We start from the raw sequence: 18,311 nt of genomic DNA, 5'->3' as shown, positions 1-18,311 counted from the left end.
GCAAGCGTCCGCGCTTTTTGCCGTTTCGTCCCGTCAAATAGATGACGGGATTTTTATATTTTTTGTATTGGGAAAAGTGCGTAAATACAGTAAAATGATTGTATATGATATTAAGGCGAGGGGTTTGAACATGGGACCAGTTACTCAACAAACATCGTTAACGACATGGCTCAAAAGAATCATCGATGTATACGATGCGTTTGTTGCTCATGGCGATGAGACAAATGCCAAAAAAGCGAAGCAGCTGCTTGAAAAAACGGCGAACGAACAATTTGCCATCGCCTTTTGCGGTCATTTTTCCGCAGGAAAATCGAGCATGATTAACGCTCTTCTTGGCGAACCGTTATTGCCATCTAGTCCGATTCCGACAAGCGCCAATCTTGTGAAAGTGAAATCAGGACAAGAATACGTGCGGGTGTTTTACAAGCATGAACCGCCGGTGGAGTACAAACCGCCATATCATCTTGAGCTTATTCGCGCTCAATGTAAAGATGGAGATGCGATTGAATTAATCGAAGTAAGCCGGCAAACATCGCGCATTCCAAACGGAATTGTAATGATGGATACGCCGGGAATCGATTCCACCGATGATGCGCATCGGCTTGCGACCGAATCGGCGCTTCACTTAGCCGATGTGGTGTTTTATATGATGGATTACAACCATGTGCAAGCGGAATTAAATTTTCAATTTACGAAAGAATTGACAAACTACGGAAAAACGTTATATCTCATTATTAATCAAATCGATAAACATCGTGACAATGAGCTGTCGTTTCATGAATTTCGCCAGTCCGTCGAGGAAGCGTTTCGAAATTGGGGCGTAAAGGCAGAACGCATATTTTTTACCTCTTTGAAAGCACCGGATAATCCGCGTAACGAATGGAACGAGCTAGTCGAGTGTTTTCAGAAGCTTTTCCGTGAAAAAGACGAACGTCTTTTCTACGGTGTGGAGGTTGCGTTGAAGCGGCTTATTGACGAACACGTTCGCTGGCTTGAGGAGAAAGATGCGGAGGAAGAAGAAGCGATCCGAGCTCGCCTTGCTGCACTTTTAAGTGATGAAACGGAAGAAGAACAAATACGAAAGCGCCTTAACCGGATGCAAGAGGAACTCGAGCAGCTGGAAGCAGCCCATATGAACTTGGAAACAGAATTTCGCAAAGAGTTAGATCATATTTTGGAGAATGCTTATATCATGCCGTTTGAAACGCGGGAACTTGCGAAAGCGTATTTACAATCCATGCAGCCGGATTTCAAAGTCGGTTTTTTATTTACGAAAGGAAAAACCGAACAAGAACGGGCAAACCGGTTGCGTGCGTTTTATGAAAACGTAAAAGAAAAAGCGGTTTCGCAAATCGAGTGGCACGTTCGCCAGCTGTTGATCCGTTTTCTCAAAGAACACGATATAGAGGATTCCGTCCTGCTAAATCAATGTCAGCAATGGACGGTGGATTGGGAAGCGGACGTTTTAAGCGCACTGGTGAAAAAAGGAGCAGGCGCAACCGGAGAAGCCGTTCTGAATTATACGAACGATGTTGCTTATGAAGTAAAAAAGCGATACCGAAATGCGGCAATGCAGTTATTTGAGAGATTATTATCGAAATGGAGAGAGCAAACAGAAGAAAAACGCCGTCATCTTGAAGATCAAATTGCGTCGGAAACAGAAAAATATGAATGGATCGAACGGCTTCACCATCTTCAAAAAACGCGCAAGCAGGTGCATGAACAACTTGTTTGCTTGCTTTCGTCCAATCGTGTTTTAGAAGATAGTGATGACAAGCGGCTCGCGGAGTTGACCGCTTTGCCTGTGATAAGAAAGCTGGAATCTTCAGCGCTGACGGTTCCTTCGAAACAAGATCACGAAAAGAAACGTCCGCACATCCCAGAACAAGCGCTCAGTCAGGGGAAATCCGCGCGTCAAAAAATACAAAAAACGACAGAATGTATACGACAAGCGGTAAATATCATCACTGGATTAAATGGAATGAATCGATTTGTCCGCGAATTAACGGAGAAAGCCGATCGCTTGGAACATCGCACATTTACGGTTGCTCTTTTTGGAGCGTTCAGCGCTGGGAAGTCGTCATTTGCTAATGCGCTTATTGGAGAGAAGGTGCTGCCGTCATCTCCAAATCCAACGACAGCGACGATTAATAAAATTGTGCCGCCTACAGAAGAATATCCGCATGGTACCGTGATCGTCCAAGTCAAAAGCGACAAGCAGCTTTTTTCAGACGTTCAAGCTTCGCTCCGCTATTTTCATATGAACGCGGAAACGTGGGACGAAGCGCTTGCGATGTGCGAAAAGATAGCGGACTTGCAGGAGGCCGGTGCGCATGAAAAACCGCATTATTCTTTTCTTCAATCGGTTATTTCCGGTTTTGAACGCATGAAAGACCACCTCGGCCGCAAGCTGCGCATCGGGATCGATGAATTTGTTCAATATGTCGCCGAAGAAACGACCGCTTGTTTTATCGAATCGGTCGAGCTGCATTATGACTGTGAGCTCACCCGCCAAGGAATTACGCTTGTCGATACGCCTGGAGCGGATTCCATTAATGCCCGTCATACGGGAGTGGCGTTCGAATATATTAAAAACGCCGACGCGATTTTGTTTGTCACCTATTATAACCATGCGTTTTCGAGGGCGGATCGCGAATTTTTAATCCAACTTGGACGCGTCAAAGATACGTTTGCGATGGATAAAATGTTTTTTATCGTCAATGCCGCGGATTTGGCTCATTCAAGAGAGGAACTCAACGCAGTATTGGCGTATGTGGAAGAACAGCTTGCTCAATTTGGTATTCGTTTTCCGCGCCTTTACGCACTTTCCAGCCGTTTCGCCCTTGATGAAAAAACAGGCAAAAAAGCAGATGGAGGATACGGTTTCTTAACGGAATCGGGAATTCGGCCGTTTGAAGAAGATTTTACTCGATTTATTACGGAAGAGTTGACGGAAGTAGCGGTTAGAGGCGCATATGCCGAAATGAAGCGCGCACAAAAGACGCTTCTTGACTATATTGATGCCGCACAGCAAAGCAATGAGGAAAAAGCCGCAAAACAACGCGCGCTTTCGCAAGAGCAAACAGCGATTCACAAGCTGCTTGACTCTGTCTCCATCGACCATGATATACATGCGATGAAACAAGAAATCGCCGAGCTTGTTTATTATGTAAAACAGCGCGTATCATTCCGTTTCAACGATTGGTTTAAAGAATCGTTCAATCCGGCTTCACTGCGCGACGACGGCCGTGATATTCGCCAAGCACTTCGGGCGTGTTTAGAAGAATTGCTGCATTCTGTTGGATTTGACTTGTCGCAAGAAATGCGTGCAACAAGCTTAAGAGTCGAGCGATTTTTAAAGGAGCGTCTTCATGAACAATTTATGGATCTATGCAACAAAATCGAACGGATTCATAAAGGAGTGCCTCTTTCTTCTTTAGAAACGATTTCGTTTTCCACTCCAGAATTTCCGCTCGGTTTCGAGCAAATCGATGAAGCAAGATTTTCTAAAGCACTGTCGATGTATAAAAACGCAAAATCGTTTTTTGAACGGGATGAAAAGCGCTATATGAAAGAAGAAATAGAAAAACAAATACAGCAGCCAATCGACGATTATGCCGCTCGACAAGAACAGCGTATGTTTCAGTTTTATAAAGAGCAATATGAAATGGCGATTAAAGAGTTTATCGCTTTTCTTGCAAGTCAAGTCGATGACTATTTTTCTGGACTGCAGGCGACACTACGGGCCGAAGTCGATGTCGAACAACTGCGCGAATGTGCGCGGCAGCTGGCGGGTTTATTGGAGGAACAAGAATGAGGGATTTCATTCAACATGAATTAACGAAGATCGAGAAACAGCAATCCGTTCGCGTGTTATACGCGTGTGAGGCGGGAAGCCGGGCATACGGGATAGATACGAAAGAAAGCGACTATGACGTCCGGCTTATTACGATCAAACCAATTCGGTCGTATTTAACCGTTTCCGAATGGTCGGAGACGTGGAGTGATTCGACTCCGCCCATCGAATGGCATAGCTGGGACGTTTTTAAAGCGCTGCAGCTTTTTCAAAAATCGAATCCGTCGCTTTATGAATGGTTTTCTTCCCCGATCATTTATGCAAAAGACGATGATTTTTATACAAAAATGAATGAGATGATCCGACAGTATTATTCATTGCAAAGTCTGGCTTATCACTATCATTCGTTGACAGTGAAAAATGCCAATTTGCTTAGAAAAAAGGAAATAGGAAGCAAAGTGTATATCAAGACGTTTGTGCAAACATTGCGCGGGGCATTGGCTTTACATTGGATCATGCGGTATCATGCGTTTCCTCCGCTTTCGCTTTTTCAACTGGCGGATGGGGATGAATCGATCATGGAGCTTATTCGATTGTTGCGGCAAGCGAAAGCGGAAAAGCGGATGGATTTTTCTTTCGCATTACCTGCAAAAATATTATCCGTCATCGATATGGAACGGTCGGCGCTTAAGCGGCTTCCAGACAAAAAAACGGTCGACGTTCGTTTGCTCGATGAATTCGTATGGGAGCTTTTAGGAGTTTGAACTTGAGTTGCACCATGGGAGTCTTCTATAAAGGGGAGAGACGATGACACGGTTTCACGCGTGTGCTACTTGCATTCATTACGGGATTCAAAAAACGGACCAAGGACTTTATACTTATTGTCAACGGCTTGGTTACGAAACGAAACCATATTATCAATTCCGGTGTTGGACGCCAAAGCCGAACGTTCGCGTTTTAATGGAAAAGGAAAAGAGAAAGGAAGATTCTAATGAGTGAAGTACATGAAGCGATTACCGCCCATATCCAAAAACAGCATGCGGCCATTAAGCGTTTTGTGCAATTAGAGGCAGAACGGGAACGATATATCGATGAAGCAGTTGCGCTTTGCCAAAACGGTTTGCCGTTTACGGTGACAAAAATCAATGAAGTAACGAAGGAAATGAACGAATTAGCAAAGCACGGTGGCATGCCGCAACGGAAATACGTAACGGTTGAAATGGTAAAAGAATATACGGAACGTTTAACAAAGCAAGGGGGAACGAAATGAACTATATTGTTTCACATGAATGGCTCGCGGATCGGCTCGATCACGATAATGTCCGCATTATTGACTGCCGCTTTTACCTTAATGATCCAACTCGGGGATTAAATGAATATAGGAAAGATCATCTTCCTTTCGCATTATATTTTGATTTAGAAAAAGATTTATCCGCGCCTGTCGGCAAACATGGCGGACGGCATCCGCTTCCGACTGTTGAAGAATTGGCAGAGAAGCTATCAGCGGCAGGAATTGATGAAACGGTTACGGTTGTTGCATATGATGACCAGGACGGGGCGATGGCTTCACGGTGTTGGTGGCTGCTTCGCTATCTTGGGCATGAGCGTGTTTACGTCTTAGACGGAGGTTATACAAAATGGAAAGAAGCGGGGTATCCAGTCACAGCAGAGGTTGCTGCCGTAAAACCGCGATCATTTCAGCCTCGCCCTCAGCCTTCGTGGCTAGCGACTGTCGATGACGTGCGCCGTGCGGTTCAAGAGTCATCGGCGATTATTATCGATTCACGGGAATGGAAGCGATACGCAGGCATAGAAGAACCAATCGATCGCATTGCAGGACATATTCCGGGAGCCCTCCATATGTTTTGGAAAGACTGTGTGACGGACGAGGGGTATTGGAAAAGTCCGCAAGAACAAGCGGAGCGCTTTTCTGCAATCAAAAAAGATGCTCCCATTATCGTGTACTGCGGTTCTGGGGTGACGGCATGTCCAAACGTGCTTGCGTTGAAAGAAGCAGGTTATACGAATGTACGTTTGTATGCAGGAAGCTGGAGTGATTGGATTTCCTATCCAGAAAATCCGATTGCGACAGGGGAAAAATAACAAAATAATTTTTTCACCGTTTACCTATACTATCGATGTACCCTTGTTGCAAAGGAGGAAGTCGCATGGGTCGCACGAAACTTGGCAACGCCAATGCACAACGCAATAACAACGCAAAGCAAAAAAAACGGTTTTAATAATGAATTTGCTTCCTATGCGGAAGTAGAAGCGAAAAAAATGAAAAACGAACATAAAAATATCCGCTAATCTAAATGGGGCTGTCCTATGGACGCCCCTTTTTTGCTTTTTTTCTTGATCATTTTATGTTTTAATAAACGTAGCGGGAGGGAAATCAATGAAAAAATTCATTGTCGCTATATTGCTGCTTGCTATTACTGGATACGGCATTTGGAATGCGTTGGCAGCAGAAAAAGCAAAGGAAGTCGGTCTTTCTGTAGGTAACGCTGCGCCCGATTTTTCGTTGCAGACATTGAATGGCCAAACGATACATTTATCTGATTTTCGCGGAAAGCCGGTAATCGTCAATTTTTGGACAACATGGTGCCCGCCGTGTAAAAAAGAAATGCCTGATATGGAAAAATTTTATAAAGCCTATCATTCTGACGTGGAATTGCTTGCGGTTCATTTAACGTCGCAAGATACTCGTGAAAATGTAAAGTCATTTATCAATGAATATCAACTATCGTTTCCAGTGGTGTTGGATGAAAAAAAGAAAGCATTAGAACTATATCATATTCAAACGATTCCAACATCGTATATCATTGATAAAGATGGTGTCATTCGCAAAAAAATTATCGGTCCGATGACATATAAACAAATGGTGGAAATAACAGCGGCATTCCGTGAATAAAAGCATCTTTCTTAACAGAAAGGTGCTTTTTTATTTGCAACATAAAATTTTTCGAAAAGTTGTAATAATTTTCAGCTATTTTGGGAATTAATGAAATTAAAATAATAATTGAGAGGAGGGCTAAGAAATGAGAAAAACCCGTAAAATGACATTTCAAGAATTAATTATGGAAAATAAACGTCAATTACTCAATGACCGTGAAGCAATGGAAAAAATCGAAAAAAAATTGGAAGAACGCATGTTAAAAAAAGCAGAATAAGCCATGCATAGCGATCATCCGGGCGGACAGACTAGATGGTGAGGAGGCGAGGTACATGAGCAATCCGAGGGGAAACCCAAAATATTTCAATCCGAACCATCTAGGCACCCAACCTCGTGCCGCTGGAGGAAATAAAGGGAAAAAAATGCAAGATCAATCTGGGCAACATGCTCAAGTGATTCAAACAAAAGGCGAATAAACACCGAATGACAATCACGAAGGAGGAAACGTGATGGCACATCATCGTCCTAAACCGGATGATCGTAGCGATAATGTAGAAAAATTGCAAGATATGGTACAAAACACCATTGAAAATATCGAAAAGGCTGAAGAGACAATGCAATTCGCTTCTCCGGAAGAGCGAGAAAAAATCGCTGAAAAAAACAAGCGGCGCGAAGAAGCGATTGCAGCAATGCGTGCTGAAATTAAAGATGAGGCAGCGGCACGCGAAAACGGCTATCGATAATATAGACAACGGAGTAATCCTGATTGCAGGATGACTCCGTTTTTTTATCTAATAAAACATGGAGTATGATAAGATATAGTTGTATACACGCAAGGATAGTAACGGAGGGAGAACTAATGAAAGTCGCTGAAAAGCAAATTGAAGTACGTTATGCGGAAACGGATCAAATGGGGGTTGTTTATCATGCTAATTATCTCGTTTGGATGGAAGTCGGCCGAACAGAGCTGATCAAACAGTTAGGATTTCATTACGCCGATATGGAGAAAGAAGGAATTATTTCTCCAGTTGTCGATCTTCAAGTATCATACAAAAAACCGCTTCATTATGGGGAAACGGCGACTGTCCGTACATGGATTGATGCATATGACGGCATTCGTGTGACATACGGTTATGAAATTTTGACACCGGATGGAGAAATTGCCGTGACGGGAAAATCTCAGCATGTTTGTGTAAAACGCGATACGTTTCGCCCGATTGTCATTCGCAAATATTTCCCGGATTGGCATGAAGCATACGAACGTGCGAAAAAGTAAGGAGATACATACTATGGCTTTTGGAATTCGTAGGCAGGAATTAATCGAATGGAAGGAGAAAGTAAAAAAAGGGAAAATCGCGTTCTTAACTCATTATTGGTATGACGAACGGTTTCCACAATATACGACAGTAACAAAAGTCGGCTGTTCGGATGTAGAAAAACTTGCGGCATGGGGAGAAAAATACGGATTGCGAAGAGAATGGATTCACCAGCGTGAGTTGTTTCCACATTTTGATTTGCTTGGAGAAAAGCAAATCATGATTTTGCAGCAAGAGGGATTGTTTGATCATCTTGAGCGGTTTCGTTTAGTGAGTAAAGGGGAGGGGAAACGGTGAATTTAACTAATTTGAAAGAGATGGGGAAAGGAACGTTGTTAGAAGCATTAGGTATTGAGATTACAGAGTTAGGAGAAGGACGTGTCGTAGCGACGATGCCCGTTGACCATCGCACACATCAGCCGTTTGGGCTTCTCCATGGCGGTGCTTCCGTAGCCTTGGCAGAAACAGTTGCGAGCATCGGTGCATATGCGCTCATCGATCAAGAAACCGAAAACGTTGTTGGCTTAGAAATTAACGCCAACCATGTATGCGCTGTTCGAAATGGCACTGTCACTGCTACAGGCACCGTTCTTCATCGAGGAAAGACGACAATGGTATGGGATATTAAAATCGTCGATGAACAACAGCGGCTTGTCTGTGTTTCTCGCTGTACGATCGCCGTTATTAAAAAAAGCTAGCCTTTTTAAAAAAGTGCTAGCTTTTTTGCTTCAGCAATACGTTCCTTCTTTTCATCATGAGAAGCGGGAGCGATCAATCGATAATAAATACCGGTTCATTTGCCTGCTCATTGAAATCGATGGTTAAGTTATGGCCATCAAAATACCATATGTCGCCATCCTCTATAAAAAAGGTGATTCCACCGACCGTTGTTTGCGCTCCTGGTTCTACAGGCTCATCTTTTGCCACACCAAGCGAAAATCCTTTTTGTACGGTGCTGCATCCACCGTAGCGCGCGAAAAAGCGGACAGCATCCCCCTCTTGTAAGTCAAGCTCTTCTTTGTACCATTCGAATGCTTTTGGCGTCAAAATAATGTCCATTTTTCACCCTCCTCATCTTTATTATAACATGATGTAAAAAGTTCATAATGTGACTAAATCGTGTCCAGTTGACAAAAAGTAAAAAGAGAAATAAAAAGGAGGACTAAAAATGGAGAAAAAAACCTCGTTTCCGCTGAGCTACGAATCCGATGGAGTGATGGGAAAAAAATCGAAAAAACGATCCAATAGCCGCAAAACGGAAAAAAATGATCGTGATTTTTTCAACACTACACCATCAAGCGAATAAAGTAGCCAGTAGGCTGCTTTTTTCTTTAGAAAACTACTATACAAATGCGCCATTCAACGTTATTATAATCGAGGAGTATTTTTTACGAAAGGAGTGACGTTTTCGTATATGAGTAGTCGAAGTTCGAGTGAACCAGAGCCGAAATATAGCGGGGGAGCATTGTCTTCTTCTTTTTCGATCACTGAGCTACTCATCGTACGAAAACGGGCTCCGATCGGAAAAGGAGAAGCGCAAACTTCCTCGCGGTGAAAAGGAGGAAGGATGCGTATGATGAAAATGTATTTATCGGATGCAAACGGAAAAATGAGAGAAATCGATGAAATTCAAAACGGCTGCTGGATTAATTTGGTAGCTCCGACGGAAGACGAAATCCGTTATATTGCTAATCATCTTGATATTCCAATCGATTCAATCACAGATGCGCTTGATGATGAGGAACGATCACGCATAGAAAAAGAAGATAATCACGTATTGATTATCGTTGATATTCCCATTGCCGCAAATGATGAAGTAGATGGTCCAATGTATGAAACGATTCCGATCGGCATGATTATTACGAATACGTGCTTCATTACTGTCTGTCTGCAGCAAAATCCGATTTTCGAGGAGTTTTCGAAAAACAAAATTAAAAACTTTTACACGTTCATGAAGACGCGTTTTGCTTTGCAAATGCTATATGTGATTTCCACTTATTATTTGCGTTATTTAAAACAAATTAGCCGCAGAACGACGGAAATCGAAAAAGAGCTTCATCAATCGATGAAAAATAAAGAATTGCTTTCGCTCCTCAGTGTGGAAAAAAGCTTAGTCTATTTTATGACGTCGCTGAAGGCGAACAATATTGTCATGGAACGGCTATTGCGTCTGAATTATTTGCGCATGTACGAAGACGATCAAGATTTGCTGCAAGATGTCATTATCGAAAATAAACAGGCGATTGAAATGGCGGAAGTATACAGCAGCATTTTAAGCGGAACGATGAACGCGTTTGCTTCGGTCATTTCGAATAACTTGAATATTGTAATGAAGTTTTTAACAGCGATTACGATTGTGATTTCCTTGCCGACAATGGTTGCAAGCTTCTATGGCATGAACGTGCCGATTCCATATCAGCATTCACCGTATGCATTTATGGTGGCGATGTTGATTGCTGGTTTGTTATCGACCATTACTGCGCTTATTTTTTGGAAAAAGCGATATTTTTAATTGCCAAAAGGGCTGCCTGTTATGTTTCAGGCAGCCCTTTCTTTTTGGATGAGGCCATTCCGCCGGAAAGCACAAATTTCATTGCTTCTTCCGGCTTCATATCAATAACCTGCACTTGTTCTTTCGGCACTAAAAAGGTAATGCCCGCTACCTGGAACGTTTGCGGAATATAGACAGCGACATGGTCTTGGAGCGGATTGAGCCAGTTAGCGACTTCTTCTGACGTGATAAATCCGATGCATTTCATTCCTGTATTAGGCAATTCCACCAACACTACTTTTGAAAAGGACCGTTTTTCGCCGACAAAAGAGGTGATGGTATCTTTTATTACCGAATAAACCGTTTTAATTAACGGGATGCTTTCTAACAGGCGATCAACAAGCCGAATGATTTTGCCGCTAATATATTGTGTGGATAACCAGCCGAGAACGGTAATAAGAATGATCGTACATAATATTCCGATTCCCGGTATGTAATCATCTTTGAAATATGGCCGTACGTAGCTGCCGAACAGTCCATCAAAAAATGCAAACACTTTATAGCATACATATATCGCTAAAATAATCGGCACAAATGTAATCACACCGTTAATAAAATTTTTTACGAAAAACTTCATCCGTGTTCCTCCCTCTCTTTTTGTTACTTTATCAACTTATCAGTTTTTATCTGTGAAAACAAGATAGAAAAATGACGAACATTATTTATATATATATGAAGAAAAGTTCGTGTTTTATATTGACGAGAAGGAAAATAATTGATATAGTTACAAATGGAATACGGGAAGTGGGGGATTGAACAGATGAAGAGCCATTATGATGTCATTGTCGTCGGCGCAGGTCCGGCAGGCATTTTTACTTGCTATGAATTAACGCTGAAACTTCCGGGGGCGAACGTCCTGTTAATTGATAAAGGGCATGATATATATAAACGCAATTGTCCGATTCTTCAGAAAAAGATTGACAAATGCCCGCCGCCGTCCGGCAAAAAAGATTACGCCGGATGTGTGCCGGCATGCTCGATCACAAACGGATTTGGCGGCGCAGGTGCTTATTCGGACGGGAAATTTAACATCACCAGCGAATTCGGCGGCTGGATGACCGATTATTTGCCGGCTTCTAAAGTATTGGAACTCATCCGCTATGTTGACGAAATTAATTTAAAACACGGGGCGACAACAGCCATTACCGATCCAATGACGGAGAAAGTCAAAGAAATTGAGCGCCGCGCTTACGCAGCTGGGCTGAAGCTATTGCGCGCCCAAGTCCGCCATTTAGGGACGGAACAAAACTTAGAAATTTTAAAAAGCATTTTTGAATATTTGCGTGAACGAATCGACATGCGTTTTAAAACGGAAGTGGAAGATATTATAACGGAAAAAACGAACGATGGGCATCGCGTGACAGGAGTAGTTCTGAAAAACGGCGAAACGCTGACAGCAGAGAAAGTCGTCATCGCACCGGGACGCGACGGCTCGGTATGGCTGACAAAAATATTGCGGAAGCGCCGCTTGCGCATGATGAACAACCAAGTCGATATTGGCGTGCGCGTGGAAACATCGAACATCGTCATGGAAGAAATAAATGAACATTTGTATGAAGGAAAATTTATTTTCAATACGTCGGTTGGCACGCAAGTACGCACGTTTTGCAGCAATCCTTCGGGACACGTTGTCGTCGAAAACCATTCGGGCATCATGCTTGCGAACGGCCACGCGTACAGAGATCCAAAGCTTGGCAGCAACAATACAAACTTTGCTTTGCTTGTATCGCATAAATTCTCCGAACCGTTTGATAAACCGAATGAATACGCCCATGAAATTTCGCGGCTGGCAAACGCCTTATCGAACGGCGGCATCATCGTGCAAAAGTATGGCGACATTTTAAAAGGAAGACGCTCTACCGAAAAACGGATTAAGGAAGGGTTTATTGAGCCAACGTTGAAAGAAGCGGTTCCTGGCGATTTAGGGCTTGTTCTTCCGTACAATACGATGAAAAGCATCATTGAAATGACGGAAGCGCTCAACCACGTCACACCTGGGATTGCTTCCGAGCATACGCTTTTTTACGGAGTCGAAGCGAAGTTTTATTCCGCCCGGCCAAAATTAAACGACCGATTTGAAACGGAAATTTCCGGACTGTATGTCGGTGGGGACGGTGCGGGAATTACGCGCGGCCTTGCCCAGGCAAGCGCCTGTGGCGTATGGATTGCACGCGACATCGTAGAAAAATTAACCAAATAACAGTAAAAGGATATGTGTCCTGTATGGATACATATCCTTTTTTATATGACTAGTGAAGGATTTTTCGCTCGTTTGCTCGAACAACCACATATTGAGGAGAAGGAGGAAAATTAAATGTTGAAGTTGAACCAGGCGATAAAACTGATCGAAGCAAAGCGGTATGAAGAAGCGCAAACGATATTACAGTCGTTGCTTGATGTACATCCTCAAGATGGAGCCGTTTATTTTTATTATGCAACTGCTTTGGATGCGTTAGGTTTGGAAAGAAGGGCAATTCCGTATTATGAAAAGGCGATTGATTATGGTATTGAAGGCGAACTTCGTCAGAAATCATTTATCCAATTAGGAAGCAGTTATCGCTGTATAGGCGAGTATGAAAAGGCAGCAAACGTATTGGCACAGGGATTAAAAGAGTTCCCTGAGAATGTAGCCTTACAAGCATTTTTGGCAATGACGTTTTATCATATGGGAGAAGAAAAAAGGGCGGTATCAATGTTGATTCATGCGCTAGTCGCTTCTTCCCCCGATCCTTGGATAAAAACATATGAAAAAGCGTTAATATTTTACGCCGACCATCTTGATGAAGTATGGGATCAAAATAGTTAACCTTTATAAAATTTTAGTTGACAATATAACTTCACTTCCGATACGATAAATGTAATCATATGGAAAGGGGAGAGGAAGAATGCCAAATTGGCTGGAATTAGCCGATCGTGTCATCGAAGGGTATGAATTGACCGATGAAGAAGCGCAAGCAATTTTAGATTGTCCCGATGAAGAACTGCTTTTGCTGATGCAAGGCGCGTATAACATTCGCCGCACATATTACGGCAATAAAGTAAAGTTAAATATGATTATTAACGCGAAATCCGGGCTTTGTCCGGAAAACTGCGGATATTGCTCACAGTCTGCCGTTTCGACAGCGCCGGTAAAAACGTATAAAATGGTGGATAAAGAAACGCTTATTCGCGGAGCGGAAGAAGCATATCGCATGCGCATAGGGACATACTGTATTGTCGCAAGCGGCCGCGGTCCGAGCGAAAAAGAAATCGATACCGTTGTTTCAGCGGTCAAAGAAATTAAAGAACGCTTCGGTTTGAAAATTTGCGCATGCCTCGGCATTTTGAAACCAGAACAAGCAGCGCGCCTGAAGGAAGCGGGAGTAGACCGCTACAACCATAACATTAACACATCGAAAGAACATCACCCGAACATCACGACTTCCCATACATATGATGACCGCGTAAGGACCGTTGAAACGGTAAAACAAGCTGGCATTTCTCCTTGTTCCGGCGTCATTATCGGCATGAAAGAAACGAAGCAAGACGTTATTAACATGGCACGAAGCTTGCGCATTCTTGATGCGGACTCCATTCCTATTAACTTTTTACACGCGATTGATGGCACGCCGCTTGAAGGAACAAATGAGCTCGATCCACGATATTGTTTAAAAGTATTGGCATTGTTCCGCTATATGAATCCAACGAAAGAAATTCGCATCGCCGGCGGACGGGAAGTGAATTTACGCTCGCTTCAGCCGCTTGGCTTATATGCGGCAAATTCTATTTTTGTCGGCGATTATTTAACAACAGCTGGCCAAGAAAAATCAGAAGATTATCGGATGCTGGAGGACCTTGGCTTTGAAATTGATTTTGCCGAGGAACAGCAGGCTGTCTGTTAATGGTTGATTTACGCTGTCTCTTTTACGGAGACAGCTTTTTTTTATAAAGTGCATGAATACGAATCAGTAACGAACAATAAAAAATAAAAGCAATGATGGGATGTGACATACGATGTACGAATGCATCATTATCGGGGGCGGCATTGCCGGATTGCAGGCGGCGATCCAGCTCGGCCGTTATCATCATCGCGTTCTTGTGATCGATGCAAACAACGGCCGTTCCACACTTTGCCGCGCGTATCATAATTTGCTCGGCTGGCCTGATGGCGTGAGCGGAGAAACGTTGCGCACACTTGGAAGAAAACAAGCGGAACAATTAGGAGTGCATTTTGCCGATGATGAGGTGATTGCCGCCGAGAAAAAGGATAACGTATTTGTTCTGTTTGGGAAAAGAGGGAAAACGTATGAAAGCGAACGTCTCCTGTTGGCAACAGGAGTGAAAGATCGGATTCCACCAATTCCTAATCTCATTCCATGTTTAGGAACGAGCATTTACGTTTGTCCAGACTGCGACGGATATGAAGTGACAAACAAAAAAGTGATCATCCTCGGAGCGGGCACTGCCGGGGCGAATATGGCAATGACGTTGCTATATTGGACAAAGGACATTATCTATATTAATCACGATGGAGAAGAGTTATCGAAAAGTCGGCAACAGAAGCTGTCAGAACAAGGTATTCGATACATTCGCGAACCGATTGAATCAGTGTTAATAAAGGAAGGGCCAACGTTTTGCGGTGTTCGCTTGCAAAACGGTACGGAAATTTTTGGTGAACGTGGGTTTATCGCATTTGGTCATAATAAAGTCAATACAGAGCTTGCCAAACAACTTGGCGTGGAACGATTAGAAAACAAGCATATTCCTACAAATCCACGGACAAAACAAACAAATGTCCCGAATATTTGGGCGGCAGGGGACATTGGCGTTCATTCGGAACAAGTGACGATCGCCATGGGGGAAGGAACACAGGCAGCCATTTGGATTCATAAAAGCATTGTGAATGAACAAAGTGATCAAAACTAATAAGAAGCGTGCAACTCCTATTTTTCATAAGGTGAAACATAAAATATTTTCATGAAAATGCATCTTTCAGCGTACTATTTCATTACAAGAAAAAAGGGGGGATGGAAGCATCTATCATTGAATTTTACATAAAATGCTTGACGAAGATTAACGAAGAAAAACGCGGCTTTAGTTGTTTGACAGATGACAAAATCAAAAAAACTCATTAAAATGAACAACAAAGAATAGAAGGGAGAGGATGAGGACAATGGCGCGTTCGTTTTACCATTATTTATTGAAATTTCGTGATGGAAAAAAAGAAGATCCGTTCGTTCGGTTTGCTAACGGGGCATATTACGATCATAGTTTCCCGAAAACATCCGCCGATTATGATGAAATTAGTCGATATTTAGAACTAAACGGCGATTACTTAGATAGCATGATTATATTTGACGAACTATGGGAACAGTTTTCACAGGAGGCGTAAATGTCTTCCCATTCCCATATTTCTTTTTTGTAAGCGTTCTCAAAATACTTTTTTCGGGATGGAAAGGGGTGTCCACTTATTTTTGCCTGCATATAATGTAGTATCACTGCTTTTAAACGGGGGATATAGATGAGTGGTGCAAAACGGCCAAAATTTTCTATTGGAGATATTGTCGTGAATACGTTGTATGGAACGGTCGGCACGATAACGAATATTCAACAAATAGATGATGCATTTTTATATGAAATTAATCACAGCCGCAGTTTATTTATGGAACATGCGTTAGTTCTTTTATCAGAATTTACTGGCGATTTATGGATCACGCAAGAAATAGAAGTGGAATTGCCATTTTTCTTAGGTGAAATCGTTCGCGTCCACGATTACGGCGACGATCTATTTAAAGTGATTGGGGTGCGTACGGAAATTTATCGCTATCAAGAAGAAGGATGGGAAGAAATTGTCTATGAATTAAAACGATTGATCGACGGCTGGGAAATTGAAGTCAATATGGAGGATGTCGTTCCTTTAGCAGATGACGAAGAATCATCCGTCATTATTTTGCAAGATATTGTCCTATCGGCGCCGATAAAAGCATACGTGCTTCTTTCTCCTTCCGAGGAGACGACCCCATCACAATCCATTGATGAGCTGCTTGATATGTATAATGATTACAAATATTTATACGAATGGTTTGGCGATGAACAATATAAACAAATGATGGAAACAGTTGTAAAACGTTTACGAATTGTTGCCAATTACCATAATAAAAATTGAACTAAAACGAAAATGAAATAAGGAACGCCAAGCAATATCATAGCCGCTCCCAGCAAATTCACAACTGTTTCCATTGTTTTATCGATGATTGACTGCTTGTCCATACAATTTCCCTCCGCTATTGTTTTTTACGCTACTAATGTATGGGCGAAGAGGGAAAATTAGTACATAGATGATCAAATTCTTTTGACATAAAACGGTATAAGTGCACATAAAACAATTACAAAGGGGGCGAGATGTGGTGAAGGAAATTGAGGTTGTTATTGATACGGAAGAAATTGCCGAATTTTTTTATCATGAATTGATCCGCCGCGGTTTTGTACCGACGCAAACGGAACTAGAAGAACTAGCGGATATTACGTTTGATTATTTATTGGAAAAATGTATTATTGATGAGGAGCTTGACATAGGAGACAACGACGAGTAAGCACTACTCGTCGTTTTTTATTGAACTGCTTTGACAGCTGCGTTTAGTGTTTGAATATTACGCATATAGTTTGCCGTTATATCTTCTTCTTTCATAACAGGGATGGTTTCCATCATTTTGATAATAGTTTTATCTGTAAACCAGTCACGGCGGTCGGAAAACGGATGGGAGATATTCGGCCATACCGTCTCCAAACGTGGACTATAAATCCGGAAAGGATCTGCTTTTTCTGCAGAAAATAGCTGCGGCCAAAAATCGGCGCGTGAACCGGTATGCGCATGTTGTGAGGCAAATTGGTATGCTCGCTTTGCCAGCCGATGTTGAAAAAACAATATACTATAAAGTGATTTGCCGATATGAATACGATGATGGACATCCGCAAAATCACGAACGGTGGTGCCGGCAAGACGGATGTGGGGACCAGCCTGATACGGAATCAGCACATCGTTAAAGCCAAGCCATTGTTCCGCAATAAATGGTATTGTCGACAGCACATGCGTCTGAAAAAATTTATTTTCCATCACTCTCTTTTGAATATACTGTTGTTCGTTAATAATCAGCGCCACTGTGATTACTGGTGAATTTTTTGTTTCAAAAAAATATTCCCAAAACGGTTTCATAAAAGAAGAAACGGAAAAACTAGCCAGAAGGTGAAATAACGGTTTTTTCTTTTGTTTACTTTTTTCATATAACAAAAGTTGGGGGTAAGCGTCATGAAAAATCAGCGCGTTCGCTCTTTCTAAAAATAAAAAAAGCGGATGAATGTGTTCGGCAGGAAGAAGACGTGGAATGACACTTCCTTTTAAATCTGTCATATTCCATCCGCCATTCCGGGAAACGATATGCGCCAAAAATGCCCAATGTACTTCCGGATGACGCTCGAAAAACGCCAAATAGGCTGCTGTCCGTGTAATGTTATTGCGGTTATAATTCGCTGTTTTTTGCTTAATTTCGGAAACTATTTTATGTTCTTCCTCGGTGATGTGAGGGTGCGACGGGCGCTCCCATTGCTTCGAAAGTTGATGCAACAGCGATGAGGAAGCAATATCAATGTGGTGCCTATATAAAAAGTAGCGGTACAGTGACTGCACCGGATGAGCGATTCGGGATAAAAAATGATTTCGTTCTATGGCGACATCCCTCCTAGCATTCATTTTGGATGGAAGTGAAACGAAGCTCG

General features: G+C 42.5%; 26 protein-coding genes. 22 read left to right on the top strand and 4 right to left on the bottom strand.

Annotation, left to right across the window (positions count from 1 at the left end; genetic code table 11):
- Positions 1 to 130: 130 nt before the first annotated feature.
- From DER53_RS13920 to DER53_RS13865, 13 genes are all read left to right on the top strand, one after another.
- Entirely contained in the window at positions 131 to 3,817 is a 3,687-nt protein-coding gene (locus DER53_RS13920; RefSeq protein ID WP_062755991.1) for a dynamin family protein, read from the top strand.
- Positions 3,814 to 4,560, top strand: a complete 747-nt coding sequence (locus DER53_RS13915) for a nucleotidyltransferase domain-containing protein (RefSeq protein WP_062755989.1) — start codon at positions 3,814 to 3,816, stop codon at positions 4,558 to 4,560. The genes DER53_RS13920 and DER53_RS13915 overlap by 4 nt, the downstream gene beginning before the upstream one ends.
- 43 nt (positions 4,561 to 4,603) lie before the next feature.
- Positions 4,604 to 4,795, top strand: coding sequence for a hypothetical protein (locus DER53_RS13910; RefSeq protein ID WP_062755987.1), 192 nt, complete (start codon positions 4,604 to 4,606; stop codon positions 4,793 to 4,795).
- On the top strand, positions 4,788 to 5,066 hold the full coding sequence (locus DER53_RS13905; protein ID WP_062755985.1) for a YpbS family protein: 279 nt from the start codon (positions 4,788 to 4,790) through the stop codon (positions 5,064 to 5,066). The genes DER53_RS13910 and DER53_RS13905 overlap by 8 nt, the downstream gene beginning before the upstream one ends.
- Entirely contained in the window at positions 5,063 to 5,899 is an 837-nt protein-coding gene (locus DER53_RS13900; RefSeq protein ID WP_062755983.1) for a sulfurtransferase, read from the top strand. The genes DER53_RS13905 and DER53_RS13900 overlap by 4 nt, the downstream gene beginning before the upstream one ends.
- 81 nt (positions 5,900 to 5,980) lie before the next feature.
- Positions 5,981 to 6,106, top strand: coding sequence for a hypothetical protein (locus tag DER53_RS17620; RefSeq protein ID WP_280117287.1), 126 nt, complete (start codon positions 5,981 to 5,983; stop codon positions 6,104 to 6,106).
- A gap of 88 nt (positions 6,107 to 6,194) precedes the next feature.
- A complete protein-coding gene (locus DER53_RS13895; RefSeq protein WP_062755981.1) occupies positions 6,195 to 6,710 on the top strand; it encodes a redoxin domain-containing protein in 516 nt (171 codons plus the stop codon).
- Positions 6,711 to 6,837: 127 nt separating this feature from the next.
- Positions 6,838 to 6,969 carry an FbpB family small basic protein gene (locus tag DER53_RS13890; protein ID WP_015864062.1) on the top strand — a complete coding sequence of 44 codons (132 nt, stop codon included), beginning with the start codon at positions 6,838 to 6,840 and terminating at the stop codon, positions 6,967 to 6,969.
- Between the two features lie 55 nt (positions 6,970 to 7,024).
- Positions 7,025 to 7,168, top strand: a complete 144-nt coding sequence (locus DER53_RS13885) for an acid-soluble spore protein N (RefSeq protein ID WP_015864061.1) — start codon at positions 7,025 to 7,027, stop codon at positions 7,166 to 7,168.
- A 33-nt stretch (positions 7,169 to 7,201) separates the two neighbouring features.
- Positions 7,202 to 7,435, top strand: coding sequence for a small acid-soluble spore protein Tlp (tlp, locus tag DER53_RS13880; RefSeq protein WP_015864060.1), 234 nt, complete (start codon positions 7,202 to 7,204; stop codon positions 7,433 to 7,435).
- A 116-nt stretch (positions 7,436 to 7,551) separates the two neighbouring features.
- A complete protein-coding gene (locus tag DER53_RS13875) occupies positions 7,552 to 7,968 on the top strand; it encodes an acyl-CoA thioesterase (RefSeq protein ID WP_062755979.1) in 417 nt (138 codons plus the stop codon).
- Between the two features lie 13 nt (positions 7,969 to 7,981).
- Entirely contained in the window at positions 7,982 to 8,305 is a 324-nt protein-coding gene (locus DER53_RS13870; protein WP_062755977.1) for a hypothetical protein, read from the top strand.
- A gap of 20 nt (positions 8,306 to 8,325) precedes the next feature.
- A complete protein-coding gene (locus DER53_RS13865) occupies positions 8,326 to 8,706 on the top strand; it encodes a hotdog fold thioesterase (protein ID WP_171699310.1) in 381 nt (126 codons plus the stop codon).
- Between the two features lie 73 nt (positions 8,707 to 8,779).
- Here the strand turns inward: DER53_RS13865 and DER53_RS13860 are convergent, their stop codons facing one another.
- Positions 8,780 to 9,067, bottom strand: a complete 288-nt coding sequence (locus tag DER53_RS13860; protein ID WP_062755973.1) for a HesB/YadR/YfhF family protein — start codon at positions 9,065 to 9,067, stop codon at positions 8,780 to 8,782.
- Positions 9,068 to 9,176: 109 nt separating this feature from the next.
- Here DER53_RS13860 and DER53_RS13855 point away from each other — a divergent pair, with 109 nt between their 5' ends.
- A complete protein-coding gene (locus DER53_RS13855) occupies positions 9,177 to 9,314 on the top strand; it encodes a hypothetical protein (RefSeq protein WP_015864055.1) in 138 nt (45 codons plus the stop codon).
- 267 nt (positions 9,315 to 9,581) lie between these two features.
- Complete coding sequence (locus DER53_RS13850; protein WP_062677371.1) at positions 9,582 to 10,520, top strand: magnesium transporter CorA family protein; 939 nt, start codon at positions 9,582 to 9,584, stop codon at positions 10,518 to 10,520.
- Positions 10,521 to 10,539: 19 nt separating this feature from the next.
- Here the strand turns inward: DER53_RS13850 and DER53_RS13845 are convergent, their stop codons facing one another.
- Positions 10,540 to 11,136, bottom strand: a complete 597-nt coding sequence (locus DER53_RS13845; RefSeq protein ID WP_062755971.1) for a DUF502 domain-containing protein — start codon at positions 11,134 to 11,136, stop codon at positions 10,540 to 10,542.
- A 183-nt stretch (positions 11,137 to 11,319) separates the two neighbouring features.
- Between DER53_RS13845 and DER53_RS13840 the strand changes: the two genes are divergently transcribed.
- From DER53_RS13840 to DER53_RS13815, 6 genes are all read left to right on the top strand, one after another.
- Complete coding sequence (locus DER53_RS13840) at positions 11,320 to 12,759, top strand: NAD(P)/FAD-dependent oxidoreductase (protein WP_062755969.1); 1,440 nt, start codon at positions 11,320 to 11,322, stop codon at positions 12,757 to 12,759.
- A gap of 114 nt (positions 12,760 to 12,873) precedes the next feature.
- Entirely contained in the window at positions 12,874 to 13,365 is a 492-nt protein-coding gene (locus DER53_RS13835; RefSeq protein ID WP_062755967.1) for a tetratricopeptide repeat protein, read from the top strand.
- 79 nt (positions 13,366 to 13,444) lie between these two features.
- On the top strand, positions 13,445 to 14,440 hold the full coding sequence (gene bioB / locus DER53_RS13830; protein ID WP_062755965.1) for a biotin synthase BioB: 996 nt from the start codon (positions 13,445 to 13,447) through the stop codon (positions 14,438 to 14,440).
- A 112-nt stretch (positions 14,441 to 14,552) separates the two neighbouring features.
- Positions 14,553 to 15,464: an NAD(P)/FAD-dependent oxidoreductase gene (locus DER53_RS13825; RefSeq protein WP_062755963.1), complete on the top strand. Its 912-nt coding sequence runs from the start codon at positions 14,553 to 14,555 to the stop codon at positions 15,462 to 15,464.
- A 247-nt stretch (positions 15,465 to 15,711) separates the two neighbouring features.
- The gene (locus DER53_RS13820; protein WP_041269683.1) at positions 15,712 to 15,930 is read left to right on the top strand and encodes a YozE family protein; all 219 of its coding nucleotides are present in this window, start codon (positions 15,712 to 15,714) and stop codon (positions 15,928 to 15,930) included.
- A 129-nt stretch (positions 15,931 to 16,059) separates the two neighbouring features.
- Positions 16,060 to 16,704 (top strand): hypothetical protein, encoded by a 645-nt coding sequence (locus DER53_RS13815; protein ID WP_062755961.1) that lies wholly within the window; start codon positions 16,060 to 16,062, stop codon positions 16,702 to 16,704.
- Here DER53_RS13815 and DER53_RS17615 read toward each other — a convergent pair.
- Positions 16,686 to 16,808: a hypothetical protein gene (locus DER53_RS17615; RefSeq protein ID WP_255265223.1), complete on the bottom strand. Its 123-nt coding sequence runs from the start codon at positions 16,806 to 16,808 to the stop codon at positions 16,686 to 16,688. The genes DER53_RS13815 and DER53_RS17615 overlap by 19 nt on opposite strands.
- 137 nt (positions 16,809 to 16,945) lie before the next feature.
- On the opposite strand from DER53_RS17615, the gene DER53_RS13810 reads away from it, so the two are divergent.
- Positions 16,946 to 17,131, top strand: a complete 186-nt coding sequence (locus tag DER53_RS13810; RefSeq protein WP_041269910.1) for a YozD family protein — start codon at positions 16,946 to 16,948, stop codon at positions 17,129 to 17,131.
- A 17-nt stretch (positions 17,132 to 17,148) separates the two neighbouring features.
- Here DER53_RS13810 and DER53_RS13805 read toward each other — a convergent pair whose 3' ends face one another.
- On the bottom strand, positions 17,149 to 18,285 hold the full coding sequence (locus DER53_RS13805; RefSeq protein WP_062755959.1) for a DUF2515 domain-containing protein: 1,137 nt from the start codon (positions 18,283 to 18,285) through the stop codon (positions 17,149 to 17,151).
- Positions 18,286 to 18,311 lie beyond the last annotated feature (26 nt).

Source organism: Parageobacillus toebii NBRC 107807 (assembly GCF_003688615.2).
In the GTDB taxonomy this organism is placed as follows: domain Bacteria; phylum Bacillota; class Bacilli; order Bacillales; family Anoxybacillaceae; genus Parageobacillus_B; species Parageobacillus_B toebii.
The sequence above is the reverse complement of the archived record's forward strand: the minus strand, read 5'-3'. Positions and strand labels throughout refer to the sequence as shown.